Annotated in this window: 26 protein-coding genes and 1 pseudogene; 9 read left to right on the top strand and 18 right to left on the bottom strand. The window is 43.3% G+C overall.

What is annotated here, in order from left to right; all coding sequences use genetic code 11:
• Window positions 1-101 (top strand): annotated as a pseudogene (locus AC6B99_RS30050) (IS30 family transposase); the annotation flags it as partial.
• Window positions 102-833: 732 nt separating this feature from the next.
• Here AC6B99_RS30050 and AC6B99_RS30045 read toward each other — a convergent pair.
• From AC6B99_RS30045 to AC6B99_RS30030, 4 genes are read right to left on the bottom strand one after another with little or no spacing between them, the layout of a single operon-like run.
• Window positions 834-1,205: a dipeptidyl aminopeptidase gene (locus AC6B99_RS30045; protein ID WP_494860070.1), complete on the bottom strand. Its 372-nt coding sequence runs from the start codon at window positions 1,203-1,205 to the stop codon at window positions 834-836.
• An 11-nt stretch (window positions 1,206-1,216) separates the two neighbouring features.
• Window positions 1,217-1,342, bottom strand: a complete 126-nt coding sequence (locus AC6B99_RS30040; RefSeq protein ID WP_494860068.1) for a hypothetical protein — start codon at window positions 1,340-1,342, stop codon at window positions 1,217-1,219.
• Window positions 1,320-1,820 (bottom strand): accessory gene regulator B family protein, encoded by a 501-nt coding sequence (locus AC6B99_RS30035; protein ID WP_494860066.1) that lies wholly within the window; start codon window positions 1,818-1,820, stop codon window positions 1,320-1,322. Before AC6B99_RS30035 ends, AC6B99_RS30040 begins: the two co-directional genes overlap by 23 nt.
• Complete coding sequence (locus AC6B99_RS30030) at window positions 1,771-2,484, bottom strand: hypothetical protein (protein ID WP_494860064.1); 714 nt, start codon at window positions 2,482-2,484, stop codon at window positions 1,771-1,773. Before AC6B99_RS30030 ends, AC6B99_RS30035 begins: the two co-directional genes overlap by 50 nt.
• Window positions 2,485-2,939: 455 nt before the next feature.
• On the opposite strand from AC6B99_RS30030, the gene ku reads away from it, so the two are divergent.
• The gene (gene ku / locus AC6B99_RS30025) at window positions 2,940-3,788 is read left to right on the top strand and encodes a non-homologous end joining protein Ku (RefSeq protein ID WP_496664906.1); all 849 of its coding nucleotides are present in this window, start codon (window positions 2,940-2,942) and stop codon (window positions 3,786-3,788) included.
• Window positions 3,785-4,666: an ATP-dependent DNA ligase gene (locus tag AC6B99_RS30020; protein WP_494860060.1), complete on the top strand. Its 882-nt coding sequence runs from the start codon at window positions 3,785-3,787 to the stop codon at window positions 4,664-4,666. Before ku ends, AC6B99_RS30020 begins: the two co-directional genes overlap by 4 nt.
• Before the next feature lie 622 nt (window positions 4,667-5,288).
• Here the strand turns inward: AC6B99_RS30020 and AC6B99_RS30015 are convergent.
• The 5 genes from AC6B99_RS30015 to AC6B99_RS29995 form a co-directional block, all read right to left on the bottom strand.
• Complete coding sequence (locus AC6B99_RS30015; RefSeq protein ID WP_056040790.1) at window positions 5,289-5,696, bottom strand: hypothetical protein; 408 nt, start codon at window positions 5,694-5,696, stop codon at window positions 5,289-5,291.
• 171 nt (window positions 5,697-5,867) lie between these two features.
• The gene (locus AC6B99_RS30010) at window positions 5,868-6,263 is read right to left on the bottom strand and encodes a LytTR family transcriptional regulator DNA-binding domain-containing protein (RefSeq protein WP_056040792.1); all 396 of its coding nucleotides are present in this window, start codon (window positions 6,261-6,263) and stop codon (window positions 5,868-5,870) included.
• A gap of 12 nt (window positions 6,264-6,275) precedes the next feature.
• Window positions 6,276-6,398, bottom strand: a complete 123-nt coding sequence (locus AC6B99_RS30005; protein ID WP_081419031.1) for a cyclic lactone autoinducer peptide — start codon at window positions 6,396-6,398, stop codon at window positions 6,276-6,278.
• On the bottom strand, window positions 6,376-6,924 hold the full coding sequence (locus tag AC6B99_RS30000) for an accessory gene regulator ArgB-like protein (protein ID WP_056040794.1): 549 nt from the start codon (window positions 6,922-6,924) through the stop codon (window positions 6,376-6,378). The genes AC6B99_RS30005 and AC6B99_RS30000 overlap by 23 nt, the downstream gene beginning before the upstream one ends.
• Window positions 6,884-7,546, bottom strand: coding sequence for a hypothetical protein (locus tag AC6B99_RS29995; protein WP_056040796.1), 663 nt, complete (start codon window positions 7,544-7,546; stop codon window positions 6,884-6,886). The genes AC6B99_RS30000 and AC6B99_RS29995 overlap by 41 nt, the downstream gene beginning before the upstream one ends.
• Before the next feature lie 473 nt (window positions 7,547-8,019).
• Between AC6B99_RS29995 and AC6B99_RS29990 the strand changes: the two genes are divergently transcribed.
• From AC6B99_RS29990 to AC6B99_RS29975, 4 genes are all read left to right on the top strand, one after another.
• Window positions 8,020-8,346: an ATP-dependent DNA ligase gene (locus tag AC6B99_RS29990; protein WP_081419032.1), complete on the top strand. Its 327-nt coding sequence runs from the start codon at window positions 8,020-8,022 to the stop codon at window positions 8,344-8,346.
• A 601-nt stretch (window positions 8,347-8,947) separates the two neighbouring features.
• The gene (locus AC6B99_RS29985; RefSeq protein WP_494879114.1) at window positions 8,948-9,859 is read left to right on the top strand and encodes a collagen-like protein; all 912 of its coding nucleotides are present in this window, start codon (window positions 8,948-8,950) and stop codon (window positions 9,857-9,859) included.
• 295 nt (window positions 9,860-10,154) lie between these two features.
• The gene (locus tag AC6B99_RS29980; RefSeq protein ID WP_200931672.1) at window positions 10,155-11,591 is read left to right on the top strand and encodes a YVTN family beta-propeller repeat-containing protein; all 1,437 of its coding nucleotides are present in this window, start codon (window positions 10,155-10,157) and stop codon (window positions 11,589-11,591) included.
• A 69-nt stretch (window positions 11,592-11,660) separates the two neighbouring features.
• Window positions 11,661-11,891, top strand: a complete 231-nt coding sequence (locus tag AC6B99_RS29975) for a hypothetical protein (protein WP_056040802.1) — start codon at window positions 11,661-11,663, stop codon at window positions 11,889-11,891.
• Window positions 11,892-12,258: 367 nt separating this feature from the next.
• Here the strand turns inward: AC6B99_RS29975 and AC6B99_RS29970 are convergent, their stop codons facing one another.
• A complete protein-coding gene (locus tag AC6B99_RS29970) occupies window positions 12,259-12,939 on the bottom strand; it encodes an SOS response-associated peptidase (protein WP_056040804.1) in 681 nt (226 codons plus the stop codon).
• A 51-nt stretch (window positions 12,940-12,990) separates the two neighbouring features.
• Window positions 12,991-13,701 carry a hypothetical protein gene (locus AC6B99_RS29965; protein WP_056040806.1) on the bottom strand — a complete coding sequence of 237 codons (711 nt, stop codon included), beginning with the start codon at window positions 13,699-13,701 and terminating at the stop codon, window positions 12,991-12,993.
• A 206-nt stretch (window positions 13,702-13,907) separates the two neighbouring features.
• On the opposite strand from AC6B99_RS29965, the gene AC6B99_RS29960 reads away from it, so the two are divergent.
• On the top strand, window positions 13,908-14,642 hold the full coding sequence (locus AC6B99_RS29960; protein WP_056040808.1) for a hypothetical protein: 735 nt from the start codon (window positions 13,908-13,910) through the stop codon (window positions 14,640-14,642).
• Between the two features lie 192 nt (window positions 14,643-14,834).
• Window positions 14,835-15,638 carry a hypothetical protein gene (locus tag AC6B99_RS29955; protein WP_496664905.1) on the top strand — a complete coding sequence of 268 codons (804 nt, stop codon included), beginning with the start codon at window positions 14,835-14,837 and terminating at the stop codon, window positions 15,636-15,638.
• A gap of 108 nt (window positions 15,639-15,746) precedes the next feature.
• On the opposite strand, the gene glnA is transcribed toward AC6B99_RS29955, so the two are convergent.
• The 7 genes from glnA to AC6B99_RS29920 all read right to left on the bottom strand — a co-directional run bounded on the left by glnA (window position 15,747) and on the right by AC6B99_RS29920 (window position 22,659).
• A complete protein-coding gene (glnA, locus tag AC6B99_RS29950; RefSeq protein WP_056028047.1) occupies window positions 15,747-17,075 on the bottom strand; it encodes a type I glutamate--ammonia ligase in 1,329 nt (442 codons plus the stop codon).
• Window positions 17,076-17,123: 48 nt separating this feature from the next.
• Entirely contained in the window at window positions 17,124-17,534 is a 411-nt protein-coding gene (locus AC6B99_RS29945) for a MerR family transcriptional regulator (protein ID WP_046232536.1), read from the bottom strand.
• Window positions 17,535-17,593: 59 nt separating this feature from the next.
• A complete protein-coding gene (locus tag AC6B99_RS29940; protein WP_496664904.1) occupies window positions 17,594-18,913 on the bottom strand; it encodes a methionine gamma-lyase family protein in 1,320 nt (439 codons plus the stop codon).
• Between the two features lie 45 nt (window positions 18,914-18,958).
• Entirely contained in the window at window positions 18,959-20,251 is a 1,293-nt protein-coding gene (gene hflX / locus AC6B99_RS29935) for a GTPase HflX (protein ID WP_496664903.1), read from the bottom strand.
• Between the two features lie 34 nt (window positions 20,252-20,285).
• Window positions 20,286-21,269, bottom strand: a complete 984-nt coding sequence (locus AC6B99_RS29930; RefSeq protein ID WP_099520164.1) for an AAA family ATPase — start codon at window positions 21,267-21,269, stop codon at window positions 20,286-20,288.
• A 182-nt stretch (window positions 21,270-21,451) separates the two neighbouring features.
• On the bottom strand, window positions 21,452-22,105 hold the full coding sequence (locus AC6B99_RS29925; protein WP_496664902.1) for a YdcF family protein: 654 nt from the start codon (window positions 22,103-22,105) through the stop codon (window positions 21,452-21,454).
• A complete protein-coding gene (locus AC6B99_RS29920) occupies window positions 22,102-22,659 on the bottom strand; it encodes a ribonuclease FAU-1 family protein (protein ID WP_056028063.1) in 558 nt (185 codons plus the stop codon). Before AC6B99_RS29920 ends, AC6B99_RS29925 begins: the two co-directional genes overlap by 4 nt.
• Window positions 22,660-22,695: the final 36 nt, after the last annotated feature.

The following is a 22,695-nucleotide window of genomic DNA, read 5'->3' as shown; positions in this document are numbered from 1 at the left end:
TAGCGTGCGCGTTGTTCTTTATTAATAACCGTCCTCGAAAGTGTCTAGGATGGAAAACCGCACACGAAGCTTTTCAGGTTGAAGTGTCGCACTTGGCTTGACAATCTGTCTAATAATAAAAATATAAAAACGCTCGAGTCTACTCACTTCACTTAACTTTGTTTCCTCACGGTCAGTTGTGTCGATTTTCACAATAACTACCACCATATAAAAAGGCTGACACAAAGCACTACTGATATCTACATCAGTAATACTCGTGTCAGCCCTCTCCAAATTTACAATCGGTTACCGGTATGTATGCTATTGTTTCATCATTCATTTGATGTCATGGATCTGATCGAACCCAGCGAGGAAGAGCTCAACATCCCGTAATCAACAGTATGGCGCAGTGAAACTAGTTTCAATTCGCTGGACTGTGAGACGAAAATGAATGCGGCTTTATCTCCCCGCTGCCTGGAACTCGATCATTCCTGCTTTAATATCTTTCTGTCTCTATAATGATATTTGTTTCCCTCTGTTTTACATTTTTAATATATCACAGGATCCCATACCATTTTGTCGTTTTTTGTCGAAACGTTTTGCGCATTCTATACTAGTATCGATTTATATTGACATAATAATGAAAATGTGTATTAAAATGATTCTACCCACTTCTGGATTGGCTCTGTTTAAGCAGGTGTTCCTCTAAAGATAATTTTCCTTTAGCTTCATTCGCTGTATAACAGCCTTCGAAATACTCAGTTATGGAATAAAATGTTCTATTAACCTCCTAAATTTGCTGTACATTTACGAGGATATATGTTTTATACAAAAGAACTGATCCCGTGATGGGATCAGCTCTTTTGTATTAGGTGTTCTACCAAATAAAGTTTCCCTTTCGCCACACTTGTTTCATAGCCCCCGGGGAAATGCGCTGTGATTGCATAGCTTTCGACGGTTACAGCTTGAATATAATTGATATTAACAAGATTAATGCTATCCAATAGGACAAAGCCTAATGGTAAAAATATTTGCTTACAGCCTTCCAGTGTCAGTATTACCGTAAATACACCTTTGGCTGTATAAAATCTCGGGACAGAATAGTTTTTCTTAGGCTGGAAAACATCTACGAAAAAAACTTCACCCAATTTGAATGTATCAAATTGCTCCCCGTCTATCACATTGCCATACACCCGTTGTCCAAGAATTTCAGTTGTCATATTCATTAGCGGACCATCTACTTACGAAGTTCTTTCGGGATAGGTTGCGCTCCGATGAATGTTTTAAAGCTTTTGCCTTCTGCTGAACGTTTAGCACCTTTTAGCAGCTTCACCGCAATTTTACGAGCTAGTTTCTGCATCATCTCTAACACCTCCAATCTGATCGATAATAACCAAAAGCATTTGGGCCAAAAATGCAAGCGCGATTACATCTGATTGAAAAAATATATTTGATAATACGAGCAGCAAAGGAACGCCGTTCCCTCCCAGAAAAATCAATAATAAGCTCGCGTTTAATAAGTTCAATACTACTAAGTGGGAATCGCTTAATACAACATGTGGGATGATGCTTATTAGCGTAATGGAGACAGCAGCACAAACGGTTAGAGAGCTAAAATGAAATCCACCTGTATAATGCCGCAAGGTACAAAAGGCAAGCATGCCTAACAGCGTCAATAAGAAAGCGCCTGTCGCCCATCCAATGCCTAATGAAACGGATATTATGACTGTTGGATTTACCCAGATTCCGAGTTGGTAGGACATCACATTGACAGATACGTCGCTCTGAGGATCAGCCCTTTTTATTGAATTGGCCATTTTTCTGCAGATATATTCTATCATCTTCCCGATCACGCCTCCTTGATAAAAAGTAAAGAATGCTGAAAGTGATTAAAACTAAAGGGTATACATAGATTGCAGCATTAAAGTGAATTGTCATATATATGGTCGCAGTTATGATAATAGCTGTTGACAAGGCAGATATAATAATAATTTTGTTTATTCCTGTAAACATCTTCTCTCGAATACTAAATTCGTGAGGAGGAATCTGGATAAAAGAAAACCCATAGTTACGTCTCTTCAAAAATGTCCCCAGCAATAAGGCTGTAATATCGGTTAGCAACTGAATGGTATATACAGCTACACCGCCAGACATTCCTGCAACAGCATCATTTATGCCGATGGCCGTAGCAAGGAAATACACTGGGAACTGCAAACTTACATATGCCGCGAATCCTACGGCGACCATCATGCCCGAATACAAAACCTTAATACTCAGTGCATATCTAAATAGCAATGTATATACAACAAACTGGATAGGTATATCAACCATCGGACCCAAGTCAAGCACCACTCGAATTATGTAAGATAAGCATGAAACCCAAGCGCAAATTAAAATCAATGATATTTTATGCGCGAACAAGGGCTGTCGATAAAATTTAAACATAAGAGTAACCGTTGCAACAGCATCTAGCATGCTAAAGGCTAAATAACCAATCGTATCCATCCGGAAATACCACCGTCTTTGAATGAAATTTTAGAAAAGTAAAATTATAGTTTTATCATTGCATGACGTCAACTCTGTTGGCAATATCAAATTTTATGCTAAATGAATAATACGTCCTATATCTTATGCTTGGTCCATGTACCTGTTAAGATACACTCAACAACTGAGGATATGGACATTTCATTTCGTGGTCTAGTTTAACTATAAATTAACTTAGATAAGAAACATAAATCACCCCGTACAGGAGCATTTATTTTAAATACAATTTCATCTTCTTCCTTTACGGCCCTATATCTTCTATGGTGTGAGTGGCTTCGGTACGTCTGCTACCGCTTTATCTTTTAATCTCATCATTACATGGGGACATGCTGAATGCAATACGGATTTTCATGCTAAATGAATATCCTTCCAGTAAATGTACACTCTAAAAATAAAACAATAAGGAGTGAATTATTATGCATACCATCTGGAAAGGCGCTATTAGTTTCGGGTTGGTGCACGTGCCGATCAAAATGCACTCTGCAACGGAAGACAAGGATATATCATTTCGCAGTCTCCATAAAGAGTGCGGCATGCCGATTAATTACGCTAAGACATGCCGTCATTGCAATAAGGAGATTAGTCCGGAAGAGATCGTTAAGGGATTTGAGTATGAAAAAGGTAAGTATGTAATTGTCAAAGAAGAAGAGCTTGAAGCTATCAAGCCTGATTCCGCCAAAACTATTCAGATTCTTGATTTTGTAGACTTGGCCGAAATTGACCCGGTCTATTATCAAAAAGCCTATTACCTCTCCCCTGACATGGCAGGTGCTGGCGCATATAGCTTGTTGCTTGAAGCCATAAAACAAACTGGAAAAATCGGCATAGCCAAAATATCTATTCGCAGTAAAAGCAGCCTAGCAGCTGTCAGAGTAGTGGGAAATTGCTTATGTTTGGAAACGATGTTTTTTCCAGACGAGATTAGGGCCATATCCCAGGTTCCTAACATACCTGTGCAAACAACGATTAATGATAAAGAGCTCGATATGGCTAAGATGCTGGTAGAACAGCTCAGCGAACCGTTTGATCCTGCCAAATATACGGACGATTACCGTATCGCATTAACTGAATTGATTCAACAAAAAATAGCAGGACAGAGTGTTGATATTGTATCTGCACCAACAGCTGAAGGAAGGACCAATGTCATTGATCTTATGGCCGCGCTACAAGCAAGCTTGGATGCTACAAAATCCGCCGCCATGCCTCCAAGTGCTCCCTCAACCAAGAAAAAGAGAACAGCCAAAGCAAAGGGTAACGTATCATGACCATGCAGCTCCCTTCTGTCCCTATGGCTCCAATAACCTCTTCCAATATTCCCCAAGGACCCGAATGGGGTTATCAAATTAAATGGGACGGCGTGCGCACTTTGGTCCGCTTAGATGGTTTAGGGAGGGTTGAACTATTCGGACGAAGGCTGGAGCCGCGTAATCATACTTTCCCGGAAATAGTGGCATTATTAGAGCCGATCCGCGTTGGCCCTTGTATCTTGGATGGAGAAATCGCCTATTTCGATGGAGTGCGTCCAAATTTTCAAAGGGCCAAGTTAGGGGTGCGAAAACGCACCCCCGATGATGGCCTTATATTTGTAATGTTTGATATGATCAATTCGAATGGCGAGGACATTCGCAAACTCCCTTATAAAGAACGTTTTGAGAAACTGAAAGCCTCATTTCCAGAGAAAACGCCTCGACTCTTTGTAACCGATTTGCATTCCGATGGACAAGCACTTTGGAATTGGCTCAATGAACGTGAATGGGAAGGAATTATCTCGAAAAGATTAGATAGCCCTTACATGGAGGGGAAAAAACATCAATATTGGTTTAAAAAACGCAAAGAAGTACGGATAGTCGCTGACGTCGTCGGCATAAAACTGCGGGATGGACTTGTTTCAAGCCTTGTCCTGCGATATGAAAATCGTTACATCGGGCACGTTTCGGGCTTGGATCAAGCATCCAAGCAAGTACTTCATCAGTTTATGGTAGATCATCCTGGTGAGTGCCCTTTTAAAGAGCTAACTCATGGCATGGTAAAATCTGATGTTGTGTGGCTTTCAGTCCCCTTCCCAGCTCGTGTTACAGCTCTGGAATTTACTGATTCCGGACTACTTCGCCAGCCTAAACTACTCGGATTTGGGGACAAATAATAATCAAATATTAGAAGGGTACTTAAGCAAATAGCTCAAGTACCCTCTATTATGACTCATATTATTCACTCGACTCAATAATCCATTAATCTATAATTAGCTTAGATATTACATTTGGAGTTACCACATTCACCATTACAGGTGGCACGATCTTTTTTTAAATAAGGGATGCCCTTATCAATAATTCTAAATGTTCTTCATTTAAATTAAAGCTTATGCTCATTTCATATTCCTTCATTAATATTCTCTCCTGTGTGTAGTTTCATCAAGAATCTTCTATATAAAGTAACGACTAGTAGAATCTCCTTAAAACTATATTTATAATTTGATCCATAGGCAAACGAAAGGAGACGAATCCTGTGGCATCCATTGAATTGGGAGATAGCCGGCTGCCCGAACACTTAAAGCGCATGAAGATGACACAAGCCGAATTTGCACGGGCACTGGAAGTGGATCGTCAGTTTATCCAACAGATACTCAAGAAAGAAAGACGATTCTCTTTTATCCATCCCCCCCTTTCGCTAACCCTCCATCTAGCAAGAAAGCCGACACAAAGTACGCTTCTTATCAGCGTCATTGTGTCGGCCCGGTCCGGCTTCTTACCATACAGTCACCAACTTTTTTATTTAGTGCTTTTTGAGATTTTACTCTTGTCTATATCATCAGACAGCACGAGTTGTCGCAAATTTTTATTAAACACCATTGTGGTGATCTGATACCTGAATGCCCATCCCTCTACAGTCGTCTTCATCGCCGTAATTTGCAGACCTTCATGTAACGTATTGAGAAAAGGATTAAAGTCCCCTGTCATTACATTCACAATCCTTTTTAAATATTTGTCCATTCGATTTTCAGACTTTGTAAAGTCTAATAAATCATATTCCAAATTCGTGAAATCCTGTTCAAAGACAAGGACTGCTGAATCTGTATCAAGCCGAAAAGTTGTTCGTATTGCTCCTCTACCAGACCATTTCTTTTTGAACTCAGCAAACTTTAATGCGGCGTTTTTTTCAAATTCTGCTATCTCCATGACCTGCATCCCCCTGATGTAATAGGCTTATACCTGTATTATCAGGGACTTACTGGAAGAAGTAAATATAAATTGGCGATCGTGAATTATGTCGCACTATGTCGAATTAGTCTTGACAAATTAAGAACGTTAATTTACCGCACAAAAATAGCCCTTTTCCTGTAGGAAGGGCTACATTAGTTGAATTTCCGGATTGTACTTCAGCATAAATTCGACAAAATCTTTGACTCTATGGTATGCTACGCCGCATTTTTTAGATTGTTTATTAACAATCCTTTCAAAGTAAGCATCTCCTGTTTTAGGATTCAGCAATATTACCTTATCTTGATTAATCATTTCTGAACGATCGAGCACAAGGAAATTGTACCCGCTGCTGTTAAGCGCCGTTTCCCAGTATACAAGAGTACCCATAGTATAGTAAACATCCGTCAGAGTGTGTATGATTATGCGCTTCTTTTCCGATAAGGATTTAATAATTATAATGTCCTGTACCTTAACAGAAACTAGACCTAATGTGCCTAACTCGTCCTTGGAGACGGTCAACGTATCGATCGTGTATAAGTGCATGGATGTTCACCACTATTTCAACAATTCTTCTGGGGTTTCTGGCTGATTGACATAGAGGAAGCTTGCTGTTCTTACTGAAAAAACAGCCGCGCCGTCCAATAATGAAGCCAATTTATATACTAGATTTTTTAGCATGGGTACTCACCACCTTTGCCAGAATTAAAGTCAAACACTGCACAAGCAGAGTTAATGCAATTATAGACGATTCTATCAATAGATTGCTACATACAATTAAGGCAGATAAAAGCTTAAGTAGTGGGTAATAACGCTTTGGAATACGAGACTGTTTTTCTATGTCTGTTGGTGAAAACATCAATACAATCAATAGATTTAAGAGATTGATTATCACCAACATTTTTCCCGGAAAGTTAGGCGTGAAAGACAATGCCGTCGCCACTCCTACGGATACTATGACACACATAGTGCCCGATTTTAGGTGTACGCCTCCGGATACCTGCCTAAGTATCGCAAATGATATCAACGCTGCTACAACGCCGCTTGTCCGCCCAGTGAAAAATGATATGAGCAGCGCACCTGTAATTATAAATAAAGCGTTTAAGATAAACGACAAAGCGTATTGCAAGCGAGCTTCCGATGCTGGATGCTCCGGAACGACTGATTTAATGCTTATTGCTAGTCTTCTCGAAATAGTTTCCACCATGGGGCTTAACCTCCTTGAGGTACGAATATACAAAGAAAAATAATGCTGCTAGGAAATAGTAAATAATATTTAACAACTCGCTCCGCTGGTGGAGTATAAAACCGAATCCGAGCAAGATCACAATGATAAAACCTCCGACCACTCTCTGTTCATGAGGAAAACGCATCTTTTCTGAGATGCTCTCCATAAAGCCAATTCGCATACGGTTTAGTCCCCAGGCAATAGAAAGGTTAACCCCGGCTGTGATGACCTGTAGCAAGTACCCTATATATGGATGCACTTTAATCTCTGCTAATGAGAAAAAAGGTATGGTATTAACAATAGCACCTTGGATAGAGGCGAAAATAAAATACCCCAAACCAGTAATAATTAATGCTGCAAAAAAAGGTATCTTGATAACGACCGATAGAAATATTACGAACACAAAAATATTGATAACTGGCACGATACTTTCGAGCGAAAGTTCTTCCCTCAAAAAAAAGCTTTGCAAACTCATTAACGTTACAACAAGTAGTGCTGGATAAAAGCTTGCTGCATCGTATCGGTAAATCTTGAGCATTAAGTAAAGAATGCCGAAACCCTCAACAATGGAGAAAAGCATAAATAAAATGAATTCCAACAAATTTTATCGTCTCCCTTTACGGCCCTAGTATCTTCTATGGTGTGAGTGGCTTGGGTACGTCTACTACCGCTATATCTTTTAAACTCATCATTACATGGGGACATGCTGAATGCAATACGGATTTTCATGATAAATGAATTTCTTTCTAGTAAATGATATATCATTTCGCAGCTTACACAAGGATTGTGGTATGCCGAAAAATTACGCAAAACATGCCGACATTGTAATAAAGAGATTGGCCCTAACGAAATCTTGAAGGGTTTTGAATACGAAGCTGGGAAATTTGTAATTGTCAAAGAGGAAGACTTGAAGCAATCAAGCCGGACTCTGCTAAGACGATTCAGATTTTGGAATGCGACAAAGCATTCTACGCCTCCTAAGTCGCCCGCAACAAAGAAAAAACGGGCAGCCAAGGCTAAAGGACTGCATCATGATGCAACTTCCCGACGTGACCATGGCCCCTATCACATCGCCTGACATCCCTACAGGACCGAAATGACCGCTTCCCAGAGATAGTTGATTTACTCAGGCCATTGCGAATTGGCGCTTGCGTGCTGGACGGTGAAATTATGTATTTTGACGGGACTCGCCCAAACTTTCAGCGCGTCTTAATTGGTGTAAATCGCAAGAAATTTGACGACTCCCTTATGTTCGTAATGTTCGACATGCTTTACGACAAAGGAGAGGATATCCGCTCCTTACCCTTTAAGGAGCGCTTTGCCCGACTTAAGGAAAAATTTCCTGAGCGAAATCCCCGTGTTTTTGTGACCGATCTGGTTTATGACGGTCCGGCACTTTGAGACTGGGTAAAGGAACGTGAATGGGAAGGAATAATTTCAAAGCGACTAGATAGTCCTTATGTTGAAGCAAAGCAGCATACACACTGGTATAAAAAACGCAAAGAGGTCCGTATTGTCGCGGACGTGGTAGGTATCAAGCTTAAGGTTGGTTACGTTTCCAGCTTGGTGCTGCGGTCAGGCTCTCCGTTTCTTCTTCAGCCCAGCGTTCAAAGCGTGCATGAGGTGGATTATCCTTAATCGCTTGAAAGCTATGTTTTGCTTTTCTTCAGCACTTCCCTGAGGCTGGGTACTGAAGGTATAAAAAAAAGACCCAAATGTGATTTGGGTTGACGAAGGAAGGTTGAGTTGTCTTAATATTAAATTATGTAATCATAAATGAAAGAGTGTTGGATTTTGTGGTATAAAACTACCCTACCATAAGCCTAAATTTAAGGAAATAGTTTCTAGTCTATCCAATTGAAGGTCATTAGTCCATACCTAAAAAAACGACTCACGTACACTGAACCATCTTTATATGGAGGTGTAGTTATTGAGTTGTCCTGATATAAAAAAACGGTGTAAAAAGAAAACCATAGTGGTGTGCCATCCAAAAGAGAAAAAAATGAAACGACGTCAGCGAGTAATTAAAAAGATTGTTTGTAAAAATTGTCCACCGCCTGAAGGACAGCAATTACTTCAAGGACTTGCGGCTGCAATTGCAGAAGTTGGGCCTCAAGGACTTGCAGGAGCACTCGGACCCCAAGGTTTAGCAGGGCTTGTAGGAGCAATTGGCGCACTTGGACCCGAAGGACTTGCAGGAGCACTTGGACCCCAAGGAGCAGCAGGGATTGTAGGAGCGATTGGCGCACTTGGACCTCAAGGACTTGCAGGAGCACTTGGAACCCAAGGAGCAGCAGGGATTGTAGGAGCGATTGGCGCACTTGGACCTCAAGGACTTGCAGGAGCACTTGGACCCCAAGGACTGGCAGGACTGGCAGGAGCGATTGGCGCAGCTGGACTGGCAGGACCAGCAGGTCCTGCAGGAGCAGTGGGTCCAGCAGGAGCAACGGGAGCAGTGGGTCCAGCAGGAGCAACGGGACCTTCTGGTGGCGTATTAGGCTTTGCAGATTTTTTTGCCTTGATGCCTCCTAATAATGCAGCAACTGTTGCTCCCAACACGGATGTAAGTTTTCCGCAAGATGGTCCAGTTAGTGGGACTGCAATTACCCGTATAAATGCGAGCTCATTTAACTTGTCTGCAATTGGCACATATCAGGTTTTGTTTCAGGTAAATGTAAACGAAGCGGGTCAACTGATTTTAACACTAAATGGCGCTGATCTGGCCTATACGGTGGTCGGGCGTGCAACAGGAACTTCTCAAATAGTAGGAATGGCACTTGTGCAAACAACGGTCATTAATTCAATACTCACAGTTCGAAATCCTGCTGGCAATTCCACGGCACTCACGATCACTCCATTAGCTGGAGGAACAAGGCCAGATTCCGCACACCTTGTTATTATGCAGATCGCATAGAGGGGGAAATACAATTTTTTTTCAATAAAATTCCAAATGTCAAATTGAGGCCGCCCTCAATACTTCTGCAGTACAATTATTGGTACGGGGACGTTGTGCTCCTAGCTATATAAAGGCAGTTGGAAAAGTTTAATGTGTAGATGATTATACTAATGGGCAGTAGAGATTGTGGTATAACACTACTCAACCATAAAGCCCAATATACTAAAAATAGTTTATAGTCTAGCCAATAGTCGGCTATTAGTCCCTGCCTGAAATAAACGACTCATATACACTTATTAGGGAGGTGCCGTTGTTGAGTTGTCCGGTTAGAAAAAAACGGTGTAAAAAGAAAACAGTAATTGTGTGCCATCCAAAAGAAAAAAAAAAGAAACGTCGTCTTCAAGTTATTAAAAAAAAAATTATAAAAAAAGCAGTACGGGTGTGTCCCCCGCTAGAAGGACAGCAATTACTTCAAGGACTGGCAGGAGCAATTGCAGAAGCCGGACCTGAAGGACTTGTAGGAGCACTTGGACCCCAAGGACTGGCAGGACTGGCAGGAGCAATTGGGGCAATTGGACCCCAAGGAATTGCGGGCGCACTTGGCCCCCAAGGAGTAGCAGAATTACTTGTAGGTGCAATTGGCGCACTTGGACCTCAAGGACTGGCAGGAGCACTTGGACCCCAAGGACTGGCAGGACTTGCGGGAGTAATTGGCGCTGCTGGACTAGCAGGACCAAAGGGTGAAACGGGTCAAATAGGACCTACAGGACCTACAGGGCCTACAGGACCTACAGGACTTACAGGGCCTCAAGGAGAAGAAGGACCAGCAGGACCAGCAGGATCGCAATCAATCAATCGCATTTATGTAGCCAATTTCAACAGTAACGATGTCTCTGTGATTGATGGCGCAACCAATGCTGTGATCGCTACCATTCCAGTTGGGGTTAATCCAGCGGGAGTTGATGTCGATCGATTAACGGGACGTATTTATGTAGCAAACAGAGCCAGCGACAACGTATCCGTTATTGATGGAGAAAGTAACACTGTGATTGCTACTATACCAGCTGGGGATGAAGCAGGAGATGTAGGGGTCAATATAGCTACTAATGCTATTTATACGGCAAATTTTAATTCATTGGACTTAACTGAAGATGTTACGGTAATTAGCGGATTGACCAATACGGTTATAGATACCATTATTATTCCGGGTCTCAATTTATTAACGGGGATAGGTGCCAATCCATCAACTAATCTGATTTATGCAGCTAATTTTAATTCGGATACCGTTTCTGTAATTGATGGAGAAACCAATACTGTGATTACTACTATTCCAGTGCAAGTTAATCCATTCAGAATTGGGGTCAATCCAGATACTAACCGTATTTATGTTTCAAATTTCACCAGTAACACTGTCTCTGTAATTAATGGATTAACCAATACAGTGATTGCTACTGTTCCGGTTGGGACTACTCCAGCCGAAGTAGGCGTTAATACGTTTACGAATGCCATCTACGTAGCAAATCGAGATACTAATAATGTTTCTGTGATTGATGGACTAACCAATACAGTGATTGCTACCATTCCGGTCGGAACTAATCCAAATGGAGTAGGGGTCAATCCATTAACCAATCGTATTTATGTGTCAAATCAGGATGATAATACCGTTTCAGTGATTGATGGAGACACTAATACAGTGATTGCTACCGTTCCGGTTGGAGCTCGCCCATTCGCAATTGGGGTATATACGTAGAGCCCATTTGAGAACGGATAATGTAGGCATTCAAACTTGGTCATGATCTTACACGGAGAGGTGATTCATATGATAGAAGTTCAAAAGACAGAAGAGTTAATTGAACAGTTGTCAAACATGAACAAAGAGAATTCTTTATGCCAAGTCTTACTTCCCGGTAAAGGGACATTCAAGATTGTACTGCAAGAGGAAGATGAACGTTCCTCCACTTCATCAGAAATTCAATCAATGACGAATGAAACGGAGAATAAAGGGCGAGTCATGTCGGTATCTGAATTAAGAAGGAATCCATTCCTCTAAGGAATCGAATTTTAATAACTGGAATTTATAAATTGCGGAACCCCATCACCGTGGACACGTGAAGTTTGCGAAGCTAACGGAGTCTTTAGTTTGTTGACAACAGCGGCAGGTTAAGACTTTACTTTTCAAGTCTTAGCCCGCTGTTTTTTTGATTTATGGTCAATGCTTTGGAATGCTTCTTCTAAAGAATACGAACAACGGCAGCACCTATTAAGATGACTAAACATACAGCAGTGTATCGTTTCCACGGGCGATTCGATCCATGTACAGAGTTCCCCACTCGAAAAATCCGATTTCATCTTCATCTGTTGAATTTAATCAGTTGTCGGAGCAAATTGTAATAGCCCACCATCGTCAAAGGCGATTACTATTTAGAGTTAAGTGTTATCTCATCTATTAATGAATCATGAACATTTCTGACATTTCCGACATGCCTGGAAACAGGGTATTTCATCATTAACTCAGCTGGATAAGGATTAAGGAAGCTTAAAACATCTTCAGTTGCTTCTATATCTTGATCGATCCAATTGTGAGCAGCTGAACCAGTTAATATTACTGGCATGCGGTTATGGACATCGGCAACCAGTTGATTTGGTGTAGTCGTAATAATTGTGCAGCTCTGCACTACTTCACCATCTGGATTTTGCCAAGTATCATATAGGCCTGCAAAAGCGAATACTCCTTTTGAAGTCAATTGAAAGCGAAATGGTTGTTTACCTCCCTCTTCTTGACGCCACTCGTAAAATCCATCACTAGGTATCAAAATTCTGTTGCGTTTCAATAAGTGCCGAAAAGCAGGCTTCTTTTCTATGCCTTCTGAACGGGCATTTATTGTTTTATATGCCATCTTAGCGTCTTTGCTCCAGAACGGTATAAGCCCCCATTTAAATCCTTCCATAATACGCTGACCATCTTTATTAAATATTCCCGGAACCAATTGTGTTGGAGCTACATTGTAACGCTTCAAATATTTATAATTCGTTTTCCCCACTGAAAAAACTTCAACTACCTCTTCGATATTGGAAGTTATCGTATAGCGTCCGCACATCGTTCATCCCTCCTCCACTCAGGATTTCCTTTCATGATGAACTTAATCATTTTATTTTTCAATAGGTATCACTTCAATTTGATCCGCAACGAATTCATTTTTGGCGCTGTCGAATTTATATGTAATATTGAAATCACACACATATGTGGTAGATATACCAACAGATCCCGAGAGGTTCAATTTTATTTTTTGATTCTCCAATGTATAAATAAATACACCGCCAAAAGCCAGATCCTCTTGCTTATAATCTGGTGCTGGATCAAAATCATAGTTGAATTTATATTCTTTCCCTTGTGTTTTAACTGTAATGCCTAATGTACCATCACCATTTTTTACAACATGCGAATCAATTTGGTCGGCGACAATGTCCTCATAATTCTGGACTTTAATTTCGGAGAAGTCCTCGGCATTAACTACATGAATATCATAGTTATTTAATCCTGTCCCTTTTCCAGTCTGAATAATAATTACGGCTTCTTCCTTCCCGTCACCCGTAAGATCCGTATAGGTTACCTGCGGGTTTGTTCCCGTATCACCGGGGAATTTCCAATCAAAGTCTTTTTCATTACCGTTAATATCTAGTTTTATCCCATCGGTCGTTGCATAAAGTTTTACTTTTTCATCAGTATTTTGTTCCGGCTGTGTGGTTACTTGTTTACTTGTAGACTCGCCCGTCTCCTGAGTAACCGTCGCAGACTCTGATCCACATCCTGTAAGCAAAACGGCACCCAATAACATCACTACACCTAGCTCTTTTTTCAATCCTACTCTCCCCTTTCAACTACCTATAAAAATTATATCTGAGCAAAAGAACGGATGAATGACAAAAAATTAACAAATTCAGTAAGTTTGAAGATATAGAACCCCTCCGGGCTCTTCCATTCCATACTTCCCTCCTATTCCACATATCGCCAAGATGCGAATTTTGCAGTAGAATGATGTCATATATTCCAAGGGGGAAAATGGATATGAGAGAGAAAAAGTCGATTCATAAGAAATGGTGGTTCTGGGCGATTGTCGTCATTATTGTAGCCGGTGCTGTTAATGGTGGTAGAGGAAATGAAGCTACGACCACGGAAGCTGCAGCAAGCGTTGAGCCTGCCCCAACAACTGCGCCAGAACCAACATATAAAGAAGCAAAGCTGCCTGAATTTAAAATTACTGAAGAGCGTTTGGATAAATCAGGCATATGGTACGTGACAATGAGTACGTCGAGCAAAGATGAACGAGAGTTACAAAAGCTTGTCCGAAACACCGCTATTCTTGCTGCTGCAAAGTCACAGGTTGTTGAATCTGTATTTGTATATGTGGATGCACCAGGTAGTGAACCAACCCGCATAGCTACTGGAAAGATGGCTTTTACCAGCAAAGGCGAAGTACAGATGGCTCTGAAAAAGGGTGAAGTTGAGTTTAAGTTGATCGAAACCGCTCCCAGCAAATCGGGTTCAAAAGAACCGACAGCGGAAGATTGGCAAGCTAGTTTTAAAAAAACCTTACTGAATGAAGCTTTTAGCTATATTGAATTGACTGAACAAGAAACTATATCGTCTGAAAGACTGGAATCGGCTGTTGGAGTATTGAAAATGTATAGCAAAAAATTGACAGGAGAAGACAAACAGAAATACGTGGAATTAGCGAAGCTTGTTGAGCAAGATAAACTGGATGATGTGAAGGCAGCGTATAAAGCGCTAGGAGGAGAATAACGCATGGGGTCTCTATTATCATCCCGTTTACGATCTCCCTATTGCTCTCTGGATGCGCAATTACAACGGCATGCACATCGCTACAATAGCTTCCAGCGCCGCTGATGCAACTACAGAGTCTACTCCTACAGCGAACAGCGAGCCATAGTCAACGAAGAAAACTATCATTGTAATTTTAAGGGGAAGAAACATATGGATGTATGGTTTGAAAGATGGAAAAACAAAATAGTATCTAATGTATATTTTAAAATTTTCATTGTAATAACAAGCTCTATTGGAGTTATCTTAATGCTTAGCGAAGGTTATCAATTAATAAGTAAAGCATTTGAACCAAGCAAAGAAGCTCTAGTAAATAATCTACTTGGTGTAAACAAAAACTACCAACTTTTTTCAGATGCATTAGGCAGCTCAGATTACAAAGAAATAATAACTTACCACGAAGCAGAGATAAATAAAGAATCAAAAATAAGTATTTATCATCATGACTTAGATAAGTCTATTGTTAGTTTGATTACAGATGAGAACAATATAGTTATCGGATATACTATCGTATTGAAAAACAAAAACAATAAGATTAAGCTTCCACCTATTATGAGAGAAATCAGTGGACTAAGTTACTTAAATGACACTACTAGCATAAATAATTATATGCCACAGCCATATGATATTAATCTATTTTTAACGCTTCAAGATACGGTTTATACAGAATTACATGGTACTGGAAGTTATGCAGACTATAACTATTATTTATTAGGATTTTCTCAAGTCGGTTACATACCAAAGATTGATGGTATTGCTGAGTTTTACACAAATGATTTAAATAGTGCAATGGGTTTTGAAATGGATCTTGTAGAACATCCAGACCTTGAATACTATCGTTCTAATATTATTCCTAACTCGTTTGGAGAAATATCTCATAATGTAAGTGAGGATTTTCTTGAGGCAATTCTGGAAAAACCAATTGGCCCTAGTAAATACGATTATTATGAAAGATGATATACTGTCGCTACTATACTCATAATAATTCAACTTAAACCAACAAAACTCAAAAGCCCTGCCAGCCTAATGGCTGACAGGGCTTTTGTAAATACTATCCTTTTAATTTTAGAACAATGTCAAATATTGATCTCTTTCCCACTGATGGACTTGCGTTTTGTACATATCCCACTCAATTTCTTTCAGCTCATAGAAGTGAGCCAGAGCGTGCTCGCCGAGCGCGCTGCAGATGACATCGCTGCGGAGCAGCTCATCCAACGCTTCTTTAAGATCAACTGGCAAGCTAGGCACGCCGGATTCGATGCGCTCTTCTTCAGTCATAATGTAGATGTTGCGGTCTGTTGGAGCTGGAAGAGCTGTTTTGTTCTTGATTCCATCAAGGCCAGCTTTCAGCATAACAGCAAGTGCCAAATATGGATTAGCAGCAGGGTCTGGGTTACGCACTTCAACGCGCGTGCTCAGTCCTCTTGATGCTGGAATACGAATCATTGGCGAGCGGTTGCTTGCGGACCATGCCACATAGCAAGGCGCTTCATATCCTGGCACAAGACGCTTGTACGAGTTGATTGTTGGGTTCGTGATCGCAGCCATTGCGCGAGCATGCTCCAAAATACCTGCCATATAATAACGAGCGGTTGCGCTAAGGCCCAGCTTGTCGCTCTCGTCATAAAATACGTTAGTGCTGCCTTGGAACAACGATTGGTGGCAGTGCATACCCGATCCGTTAACGCCGAACAATGGCTTAGGCATAAATGTAGCATGCAGGCCATGCTCTCTCGCAATCGTTTTAACAACGAGCTTGAACGTTTGAATTTGGTCAGCCGCTTTAATCGCGTCTGCGTATTTAAAGTCAATTTCATGCTGTCCTGGAGCAACCTCATGGTGAGATGCTTCGATTTCAAAACCCATTTCCTCCAGCGTCAACACGATTTCGCGACGACAGTTTTCGCCCAAGTCCATAGGTGCAAGGTCAAAGTAACCGCCTTGGTCATTCAGTTCCATTGTAGGCTCGCCACGCTCATCGGTTTTGAAAAGGAAAAATTCCGGTTCAGGACCGACGTTCATCGCCGTATAACCCATTTCTTCCGCTTCCTTCAGCGCACGTTTCAGAATACCGCGCGGGTCTCCTGCGAACGGTGTGCCGTCAGGCATATAAATATCACAGATGAGACGAGCTACACGATCTTGTGCAACCCATGGGAATACGACCCATGTATCTAAATCCGGGTAAAGGTACATGTCAGATTCTTCAATACGTACATAACCTTCGATGGAAGAACCGTCAAACATCATTTTATTATCAAGCGCTTTATCCAATTGGCTCATTGGAATCTCAACGTTTTTAATCGTTCCCAGCAAATCTGTAAATTGAAGGCGAATGAATCTTACGTTCTGTTCCTCGGCAATTCTCTTGATATCCTCTTTAGTATAGCTCACTAAAAGTCATCTCCCTTGTTTGCTTGATTATAATCGTACGATTGCACCCTAGCGCTTGTGCAAGAAACGCGACAGCTGACCCTGTATAAGCGAGGCCTGACCAGGCCGTTTCTCCAATAGCTGCTGCTTGAGCATGCGGTGAAGCTGGGCATCAGACAGTTCCTTGCGTGTAACCTCCGACTGCTCGCTAACGATAGTCGCATCATCGGATTCTTTGGAAACCGGATTCATAACCTGCTTAATTCCGGCAATATTGACACCCTTCTCAATCAACGATTTAATTTCCAACAACCGTTCCACATCATTAAAGGAAAAAAGCCGTTGGTTGCCAGCCGTTCTCGCCGGTACGATCAGCTCATGCTGCTCGTAATAGCGGATTTGGCGGGCGGTCAAATCAGTTAGCTTCATTACAATGCCTATTGGAAATAAGGCCATATTTCTACGTATCTCGTCAGCCATATCACATCAACCTTCCAGTCGCTCATTTACATCTATTTTAACGTCCTACCAAGGAAGTGTCAAGTTATGTGAGGTTTAATTACAATTAATCCATTTTCAACGAGACGCTTCAGTGCCGTCAAAATACCGAATTTCGCGTGGGCAAACGTAAGCCCACCCTGCATGTAAGCGATATAAGGCTCGCGAATAGGCGCATCTGCAGATAACTCGAGGCTGCCGCCTTGAATAAACGTTCCTGCCGCCATTATGACAGGATGTTCATAACCAGGCATGTCCCAAGGCTCTGGTGTAACATGGGAGTCAACTGCCGCTGCCTGCTGAATGCCCTGTACAAAAGCAATCAGATGCTCTGCGCTGCCAAATTTGACTGCTTGAATTAAATCCGTACGCGGCGTATCCCAGTGAGGCTGCGTATCAAATCCAAGCTGCGTGAATAATGCAGAAGCAAGCACGCTGCCTTTAACCGCTTGTCCCACTAAATGAGGGGCCAGAAACAGCCCTTGGTAAATCGAGCGCAGCGTCCCAAGCATAGCGCCTACCTCGCCACCAATTCCTGGAGCGGTCAAGCGATAAGCTGCCGCTTCAACCGCTGCCGCTGTTCCAGCAATATAGCCGCCGGTCGAGGCAAGGCCGCCGCCAGGATTTTTGATCAATGAACCTGCCATTATATCAACTCCAACCTGGGTCGGCTCCAAAAGCTCGGTAAATTCACCATAGCAATTGTCTACGAACACCAGCACATCAGGCTTGATCTGCTTGACACGGCTCGTTATTTCACCAATTTGCTGCACAGTAAAAGAAGCACGCCAGCTGTAGCCGCGAGAGCGCTGGATGCCAATTACTTTAGTTTGTGCTGTAATGGCTGCTTCAATTCCTGCCCAGTCAAGGCCGCCGTCATCCAGCAGCGCCACCTCATTGTATTGGATGCCAAAATCCTGCAAGGAGCCTTTTCCATCGCCCCGCTTGCCAATGACTTTATGCAGCGTATCATAAGGCTTGCCTGTAACGTATAAAAGCTCGTCTCCTGGTCTTAATACCCCGAATAAGGCACAGCTAATCGTATGTGTCCCAGATACAAAATGCGGGCGAACGAGCGCCGCCTCCGCACCGAAAATATCTGCATATACCAAATCAAGCACTTCACGCCCACGATCATTATAGCCATAGCCAGTGGAGCCGCTAAAATGATAGTCGCTGACCCGATGCTTCTGAAAAGCCTGAATGACCTTCCACTGATTGCGTTCCGCAATGCGGTCAACCGCCTTCATTCGATCGCCTGCAAGCTCCTCAGCTTCCTCAGCAAGCTCCTCAAGCCGTTTCCATACCAAGTCTTCTTCCTTGCCGCTCCGTCCATTTTCAAATCCGCTATTTCCGTTCATTGCTGCTGTAGTCTCTCCCTTTTGTCGATCGGCTCCGAGGCATCCTTATACGATATAAGGATGCAGGCGGTGCCCATTCACTTCATAATCCTGTTTGCTTAGTTGTATCGTCAGACGGAGCAGTTCTCCCTCTTCGCCATCCACTTCTTGCTCAATTACTTCCCCTGTACGATAAGCAAGCGCGATTAAATCGCCTCTGGCGGCTGGCAGCGCAAAAACAATAGTATCTCCCATCAGCTTTTCCTGAATCGTATCGCAAAGCAGCTTCAAGTCGGCTTCCTTGTACGCATTAATGATTAGTGAATCTCCACCAGAACGAAGCGTGTAGGCTTCCTCAGGCGAACAAAGATCGATTTTATTATAAATCGTCAGCGTCGGTTTGCCCGCGGCCCCCAGATCGTTCAGAATGCGGTCTACAACGGCCATTTGCTCATCGCGCATCGGCGAACTGCTGTCTACAACATGCAGCACTAAATCCGCCTCATTCACTTCCTCAAGCGTTGCGCGGAAAGCGGCAACGAGATCATGGGGCAGATTTTGAATAAAGCCTACCGTATCGGTCAAAATCACTTCTCGGCCGTTAGGGAGCTCCAGCGTGCGCGAAGTTGGGTCTAGTGTAGCGAATAGCTGATTCTCCACATATACATCGGCATCCGTCAACTGACGCAGCAGCGTCGACTTGCCCGCATTCGTATAGCCGACTAGCGCCACTTGAATGATGCCGGATTTTTTTCTGCGCTCGCGGTATAAATGCCGATGGCGAACAACTTCATCCAATTGAGCTTTAAGATCAGAGATACGCCCCCGAATATGGCGCCGATCTGTCTCCAGCTTAGACTCGCCGGGACCGCGCGTACCGATGCCGCCGCCAAGACGCGACAAGTTTTTACCGTGTCCTGACAAGCGTGGCAGCAAATAACTGAGCTGTGCCAGCTCAACTTGTATATTCCCTTCGCGCGTTCCCGCACGCTGGGCGAAAATATCCAAAATAAGCTGCGTCCGATCAACAATTTTCACATCCAGCATCTCTTCGAGATTGCGCACCTGCGCTCCGGAAAGCTCTTGATCGAAAATAGCAGTCGTCGCACCCATTTCATCGGCCACCAGACGAAGCTCCTCCGCCTTGCCTTTGCCGATAAACCATTTTGTATCGGGTTTTTCACGGTTTTGCGTTAATGTTGTAAGCACTTCAACGCCTGCCGTTTCAGCAAGCTTCACCAGTTCCTGTAGCGAATGCTCCGGGTCACTGGAACCACGTTTAATTTGTTGCGTAACCAAAGTGACCAATATAGCGCGGTCCTGAATGTCAGTCTGTGTATCGTGCGTCTTTTCTCGCATATGTTTACCCTCTCAATCGTTCATTGTGGCTCCATCAAGCTTTCGGCTCCCATTTGAAGTCCTCCGGCCTGATGGTCAACAGCTCTTGCTTTGGCGGTACACCGCTAGCATAATGATTCAGCAGCCGCACCGCCTGATGGCGAATCGCCTTTTCCAAAATATTTCTAACGTACCTTGCATTGCTGAAGGAAAAAATGTCATTTTGTTTCTCCGTCATTAAATGCTGCCTTAACTTAAATATGGACTGCTGCGCCAAATGATAATCACGATCCTTGGACATCAGCTCGGAAATTTGAATCAATTGGTCCACCGAATAGTCAGGAAAATCAATCTGAATCGGGAACCGCGAAGGCAAGCCGGGATTCGTCAGTAAAAAATGCTCGATCTCGGCCGGGTAGCCGGCAAGAATCAGTACAAAATCATTGCGCCGGTCTTCCATGCACTTCACAAGCGTATCAATCGCTTCTTTGCCAAAATCCTTTTCCCCGCCTCTGGCTAGACTGTAAGCCTCATCGACAAACAACACGCCGCCCATGGCCTTGCGTACCAAATCGCGCGTTTTCTGAGCCGTATGGCCAATGTATTCGCCTACAAGATCAGCACGCTCTACCTCAATCAGATGGCCTTTCGACAGCACGCCCATTTTTTGAAACAGCTTGGCGACGATGCGCGCAATCGTTGTTTTTCCGGTACCGGGATTGCCTTTGAAAATCATATGATACACATGCGAGCCGCCAAAAAGACCAGCTTCCGACCTCATGCGGCTTATATAGAGAAGGGCATAAATTTCATAAATCAGCGTTTTCACATTTTCCATCCCGACCATTGGCTCAAGCTCTTTCTGAATTTCAGCAAAATGGTCGCTCGCAGGCAAAGGCTTCACCGCTGACAAAGACTCGCTTTCAGTGAGGGGCGCAGAAGCTGCGACTGCATACGTCTCATGGCTTCTGAGAATAACGTTAATTTGCCTTGAAGGCCTGGGTCCGCTATTTGTGCCCGATTTGACATGTCCGCTCATCTGACGCATCACCTATCCTTCGCACTTGTCATTAGGAATGAGCGCATTTGCATAAGCGCCGCATTCAAGCAGGAACCGCTCCCATGCAGCAGTCTCGCTGCTTGGGCATTGTTCCGCTTTACAAGTGTATTCAGGCATAAACGGTCCTATTAACAGATTTTATAACTATACCTGTCATAGGATCAGCCCAGCCAGAGCATCAGGGCGTCAAGCTTCCATTTCGTATAGGCCAGAACCTCGCGCCCTTCAGCGTTCCACGGCTTCAATACCTGTGATGGTGTACCCTCAGCTTCAACTGACGCATAGTTCAAAAATTGCGCAATTTCCAGTGCCCTAGGCGCATGGAATTGATGGGTAATAATTAAAGCGCTCGCAAAACCTTCGCGCTCCATAATGGTTTTGCTGAACAGCAGATTTTCATACGTGCTCGTCGATTTGTCCTCCAGCAGCACCTTGTCCTCTGGAATGCCTTTATTGACCAGATACGTCTTCATTCCCGCCGCTTCTGTCACAACTGCGCCCCCTGCATCAAGACCGCCGCTCATAATGAGCTTGTCCACCTTGCCTTGCTCATACAGCTTATACGCTAGGTTCAGACGCTCTTTAAGCGCCGGACTTGGCACATTGTCCCAAAGCGCGGCGCCGAGCACGATACCGACATCCGCTTTCTCGCGCTCTTTAGGAGCATTATAACTGTTAATAACCCATAACACATAACCACACCAGAACACCCCTGCAACGAAGCACCAGGCCAACATACGAAACAGGAGCAGCCCCGGACGCTTATTCGTCCGCCGCTTGCGCCGGCTGCTCCTTGTCCTTAGCATTTGCTTCATGACTCGCTTAACTCTCCTGTCTTCTCCGCCAAACTTTTGCGATGCTTCAAGCTAAGCGTAAAATAACGGAAACGCCCATTGCGTATATTGGACAGCAGCCTGCCGGCTGTCTTGCGTGCCATAGCAGCCTCCTTGCCTGTTACATCGCCTTGACGCAGCGCATCCTCAAGCTCATCCTCATCGAGCAGAAACACTTCACCGCTTGGCAGCACGACCACATCAAGAAACAGATCATCAAACCAGGGAACCTGTTGATCCGTCAGTCCCTGTGTCTTGCAAATGTCAATGTACCACTGCACAACACGGCCCTTGTCATCAAACATCGTCGTCACGACGAAATGCTCGCCACGAGGAAAATGCTGCATCCACAAATAACCTCGATCAGCCAGACAAAGCCGGCGTCCGTTGTACTCTTTCCAAAGCGGCTCACGCAATTCGTGAATGCGGTAAAAAGTTACCAAGCCTCGGAACTCATCATTGTCCAGCGTGATGCAAGAGTAGCTCTTGCGCAAAATGCGACGCCAGTTCGCACGGTCAGAAAATTTTCGTTTCATACGGAACGTACCTTTCCGTTGAGATAAGCCCTAAAG

This window comes from Paenibacillus liaoningensis, assembly GCF_059609455.1.
This window is presented reverse-complemented; position numbering and strand designations above follow the sequence as displayed.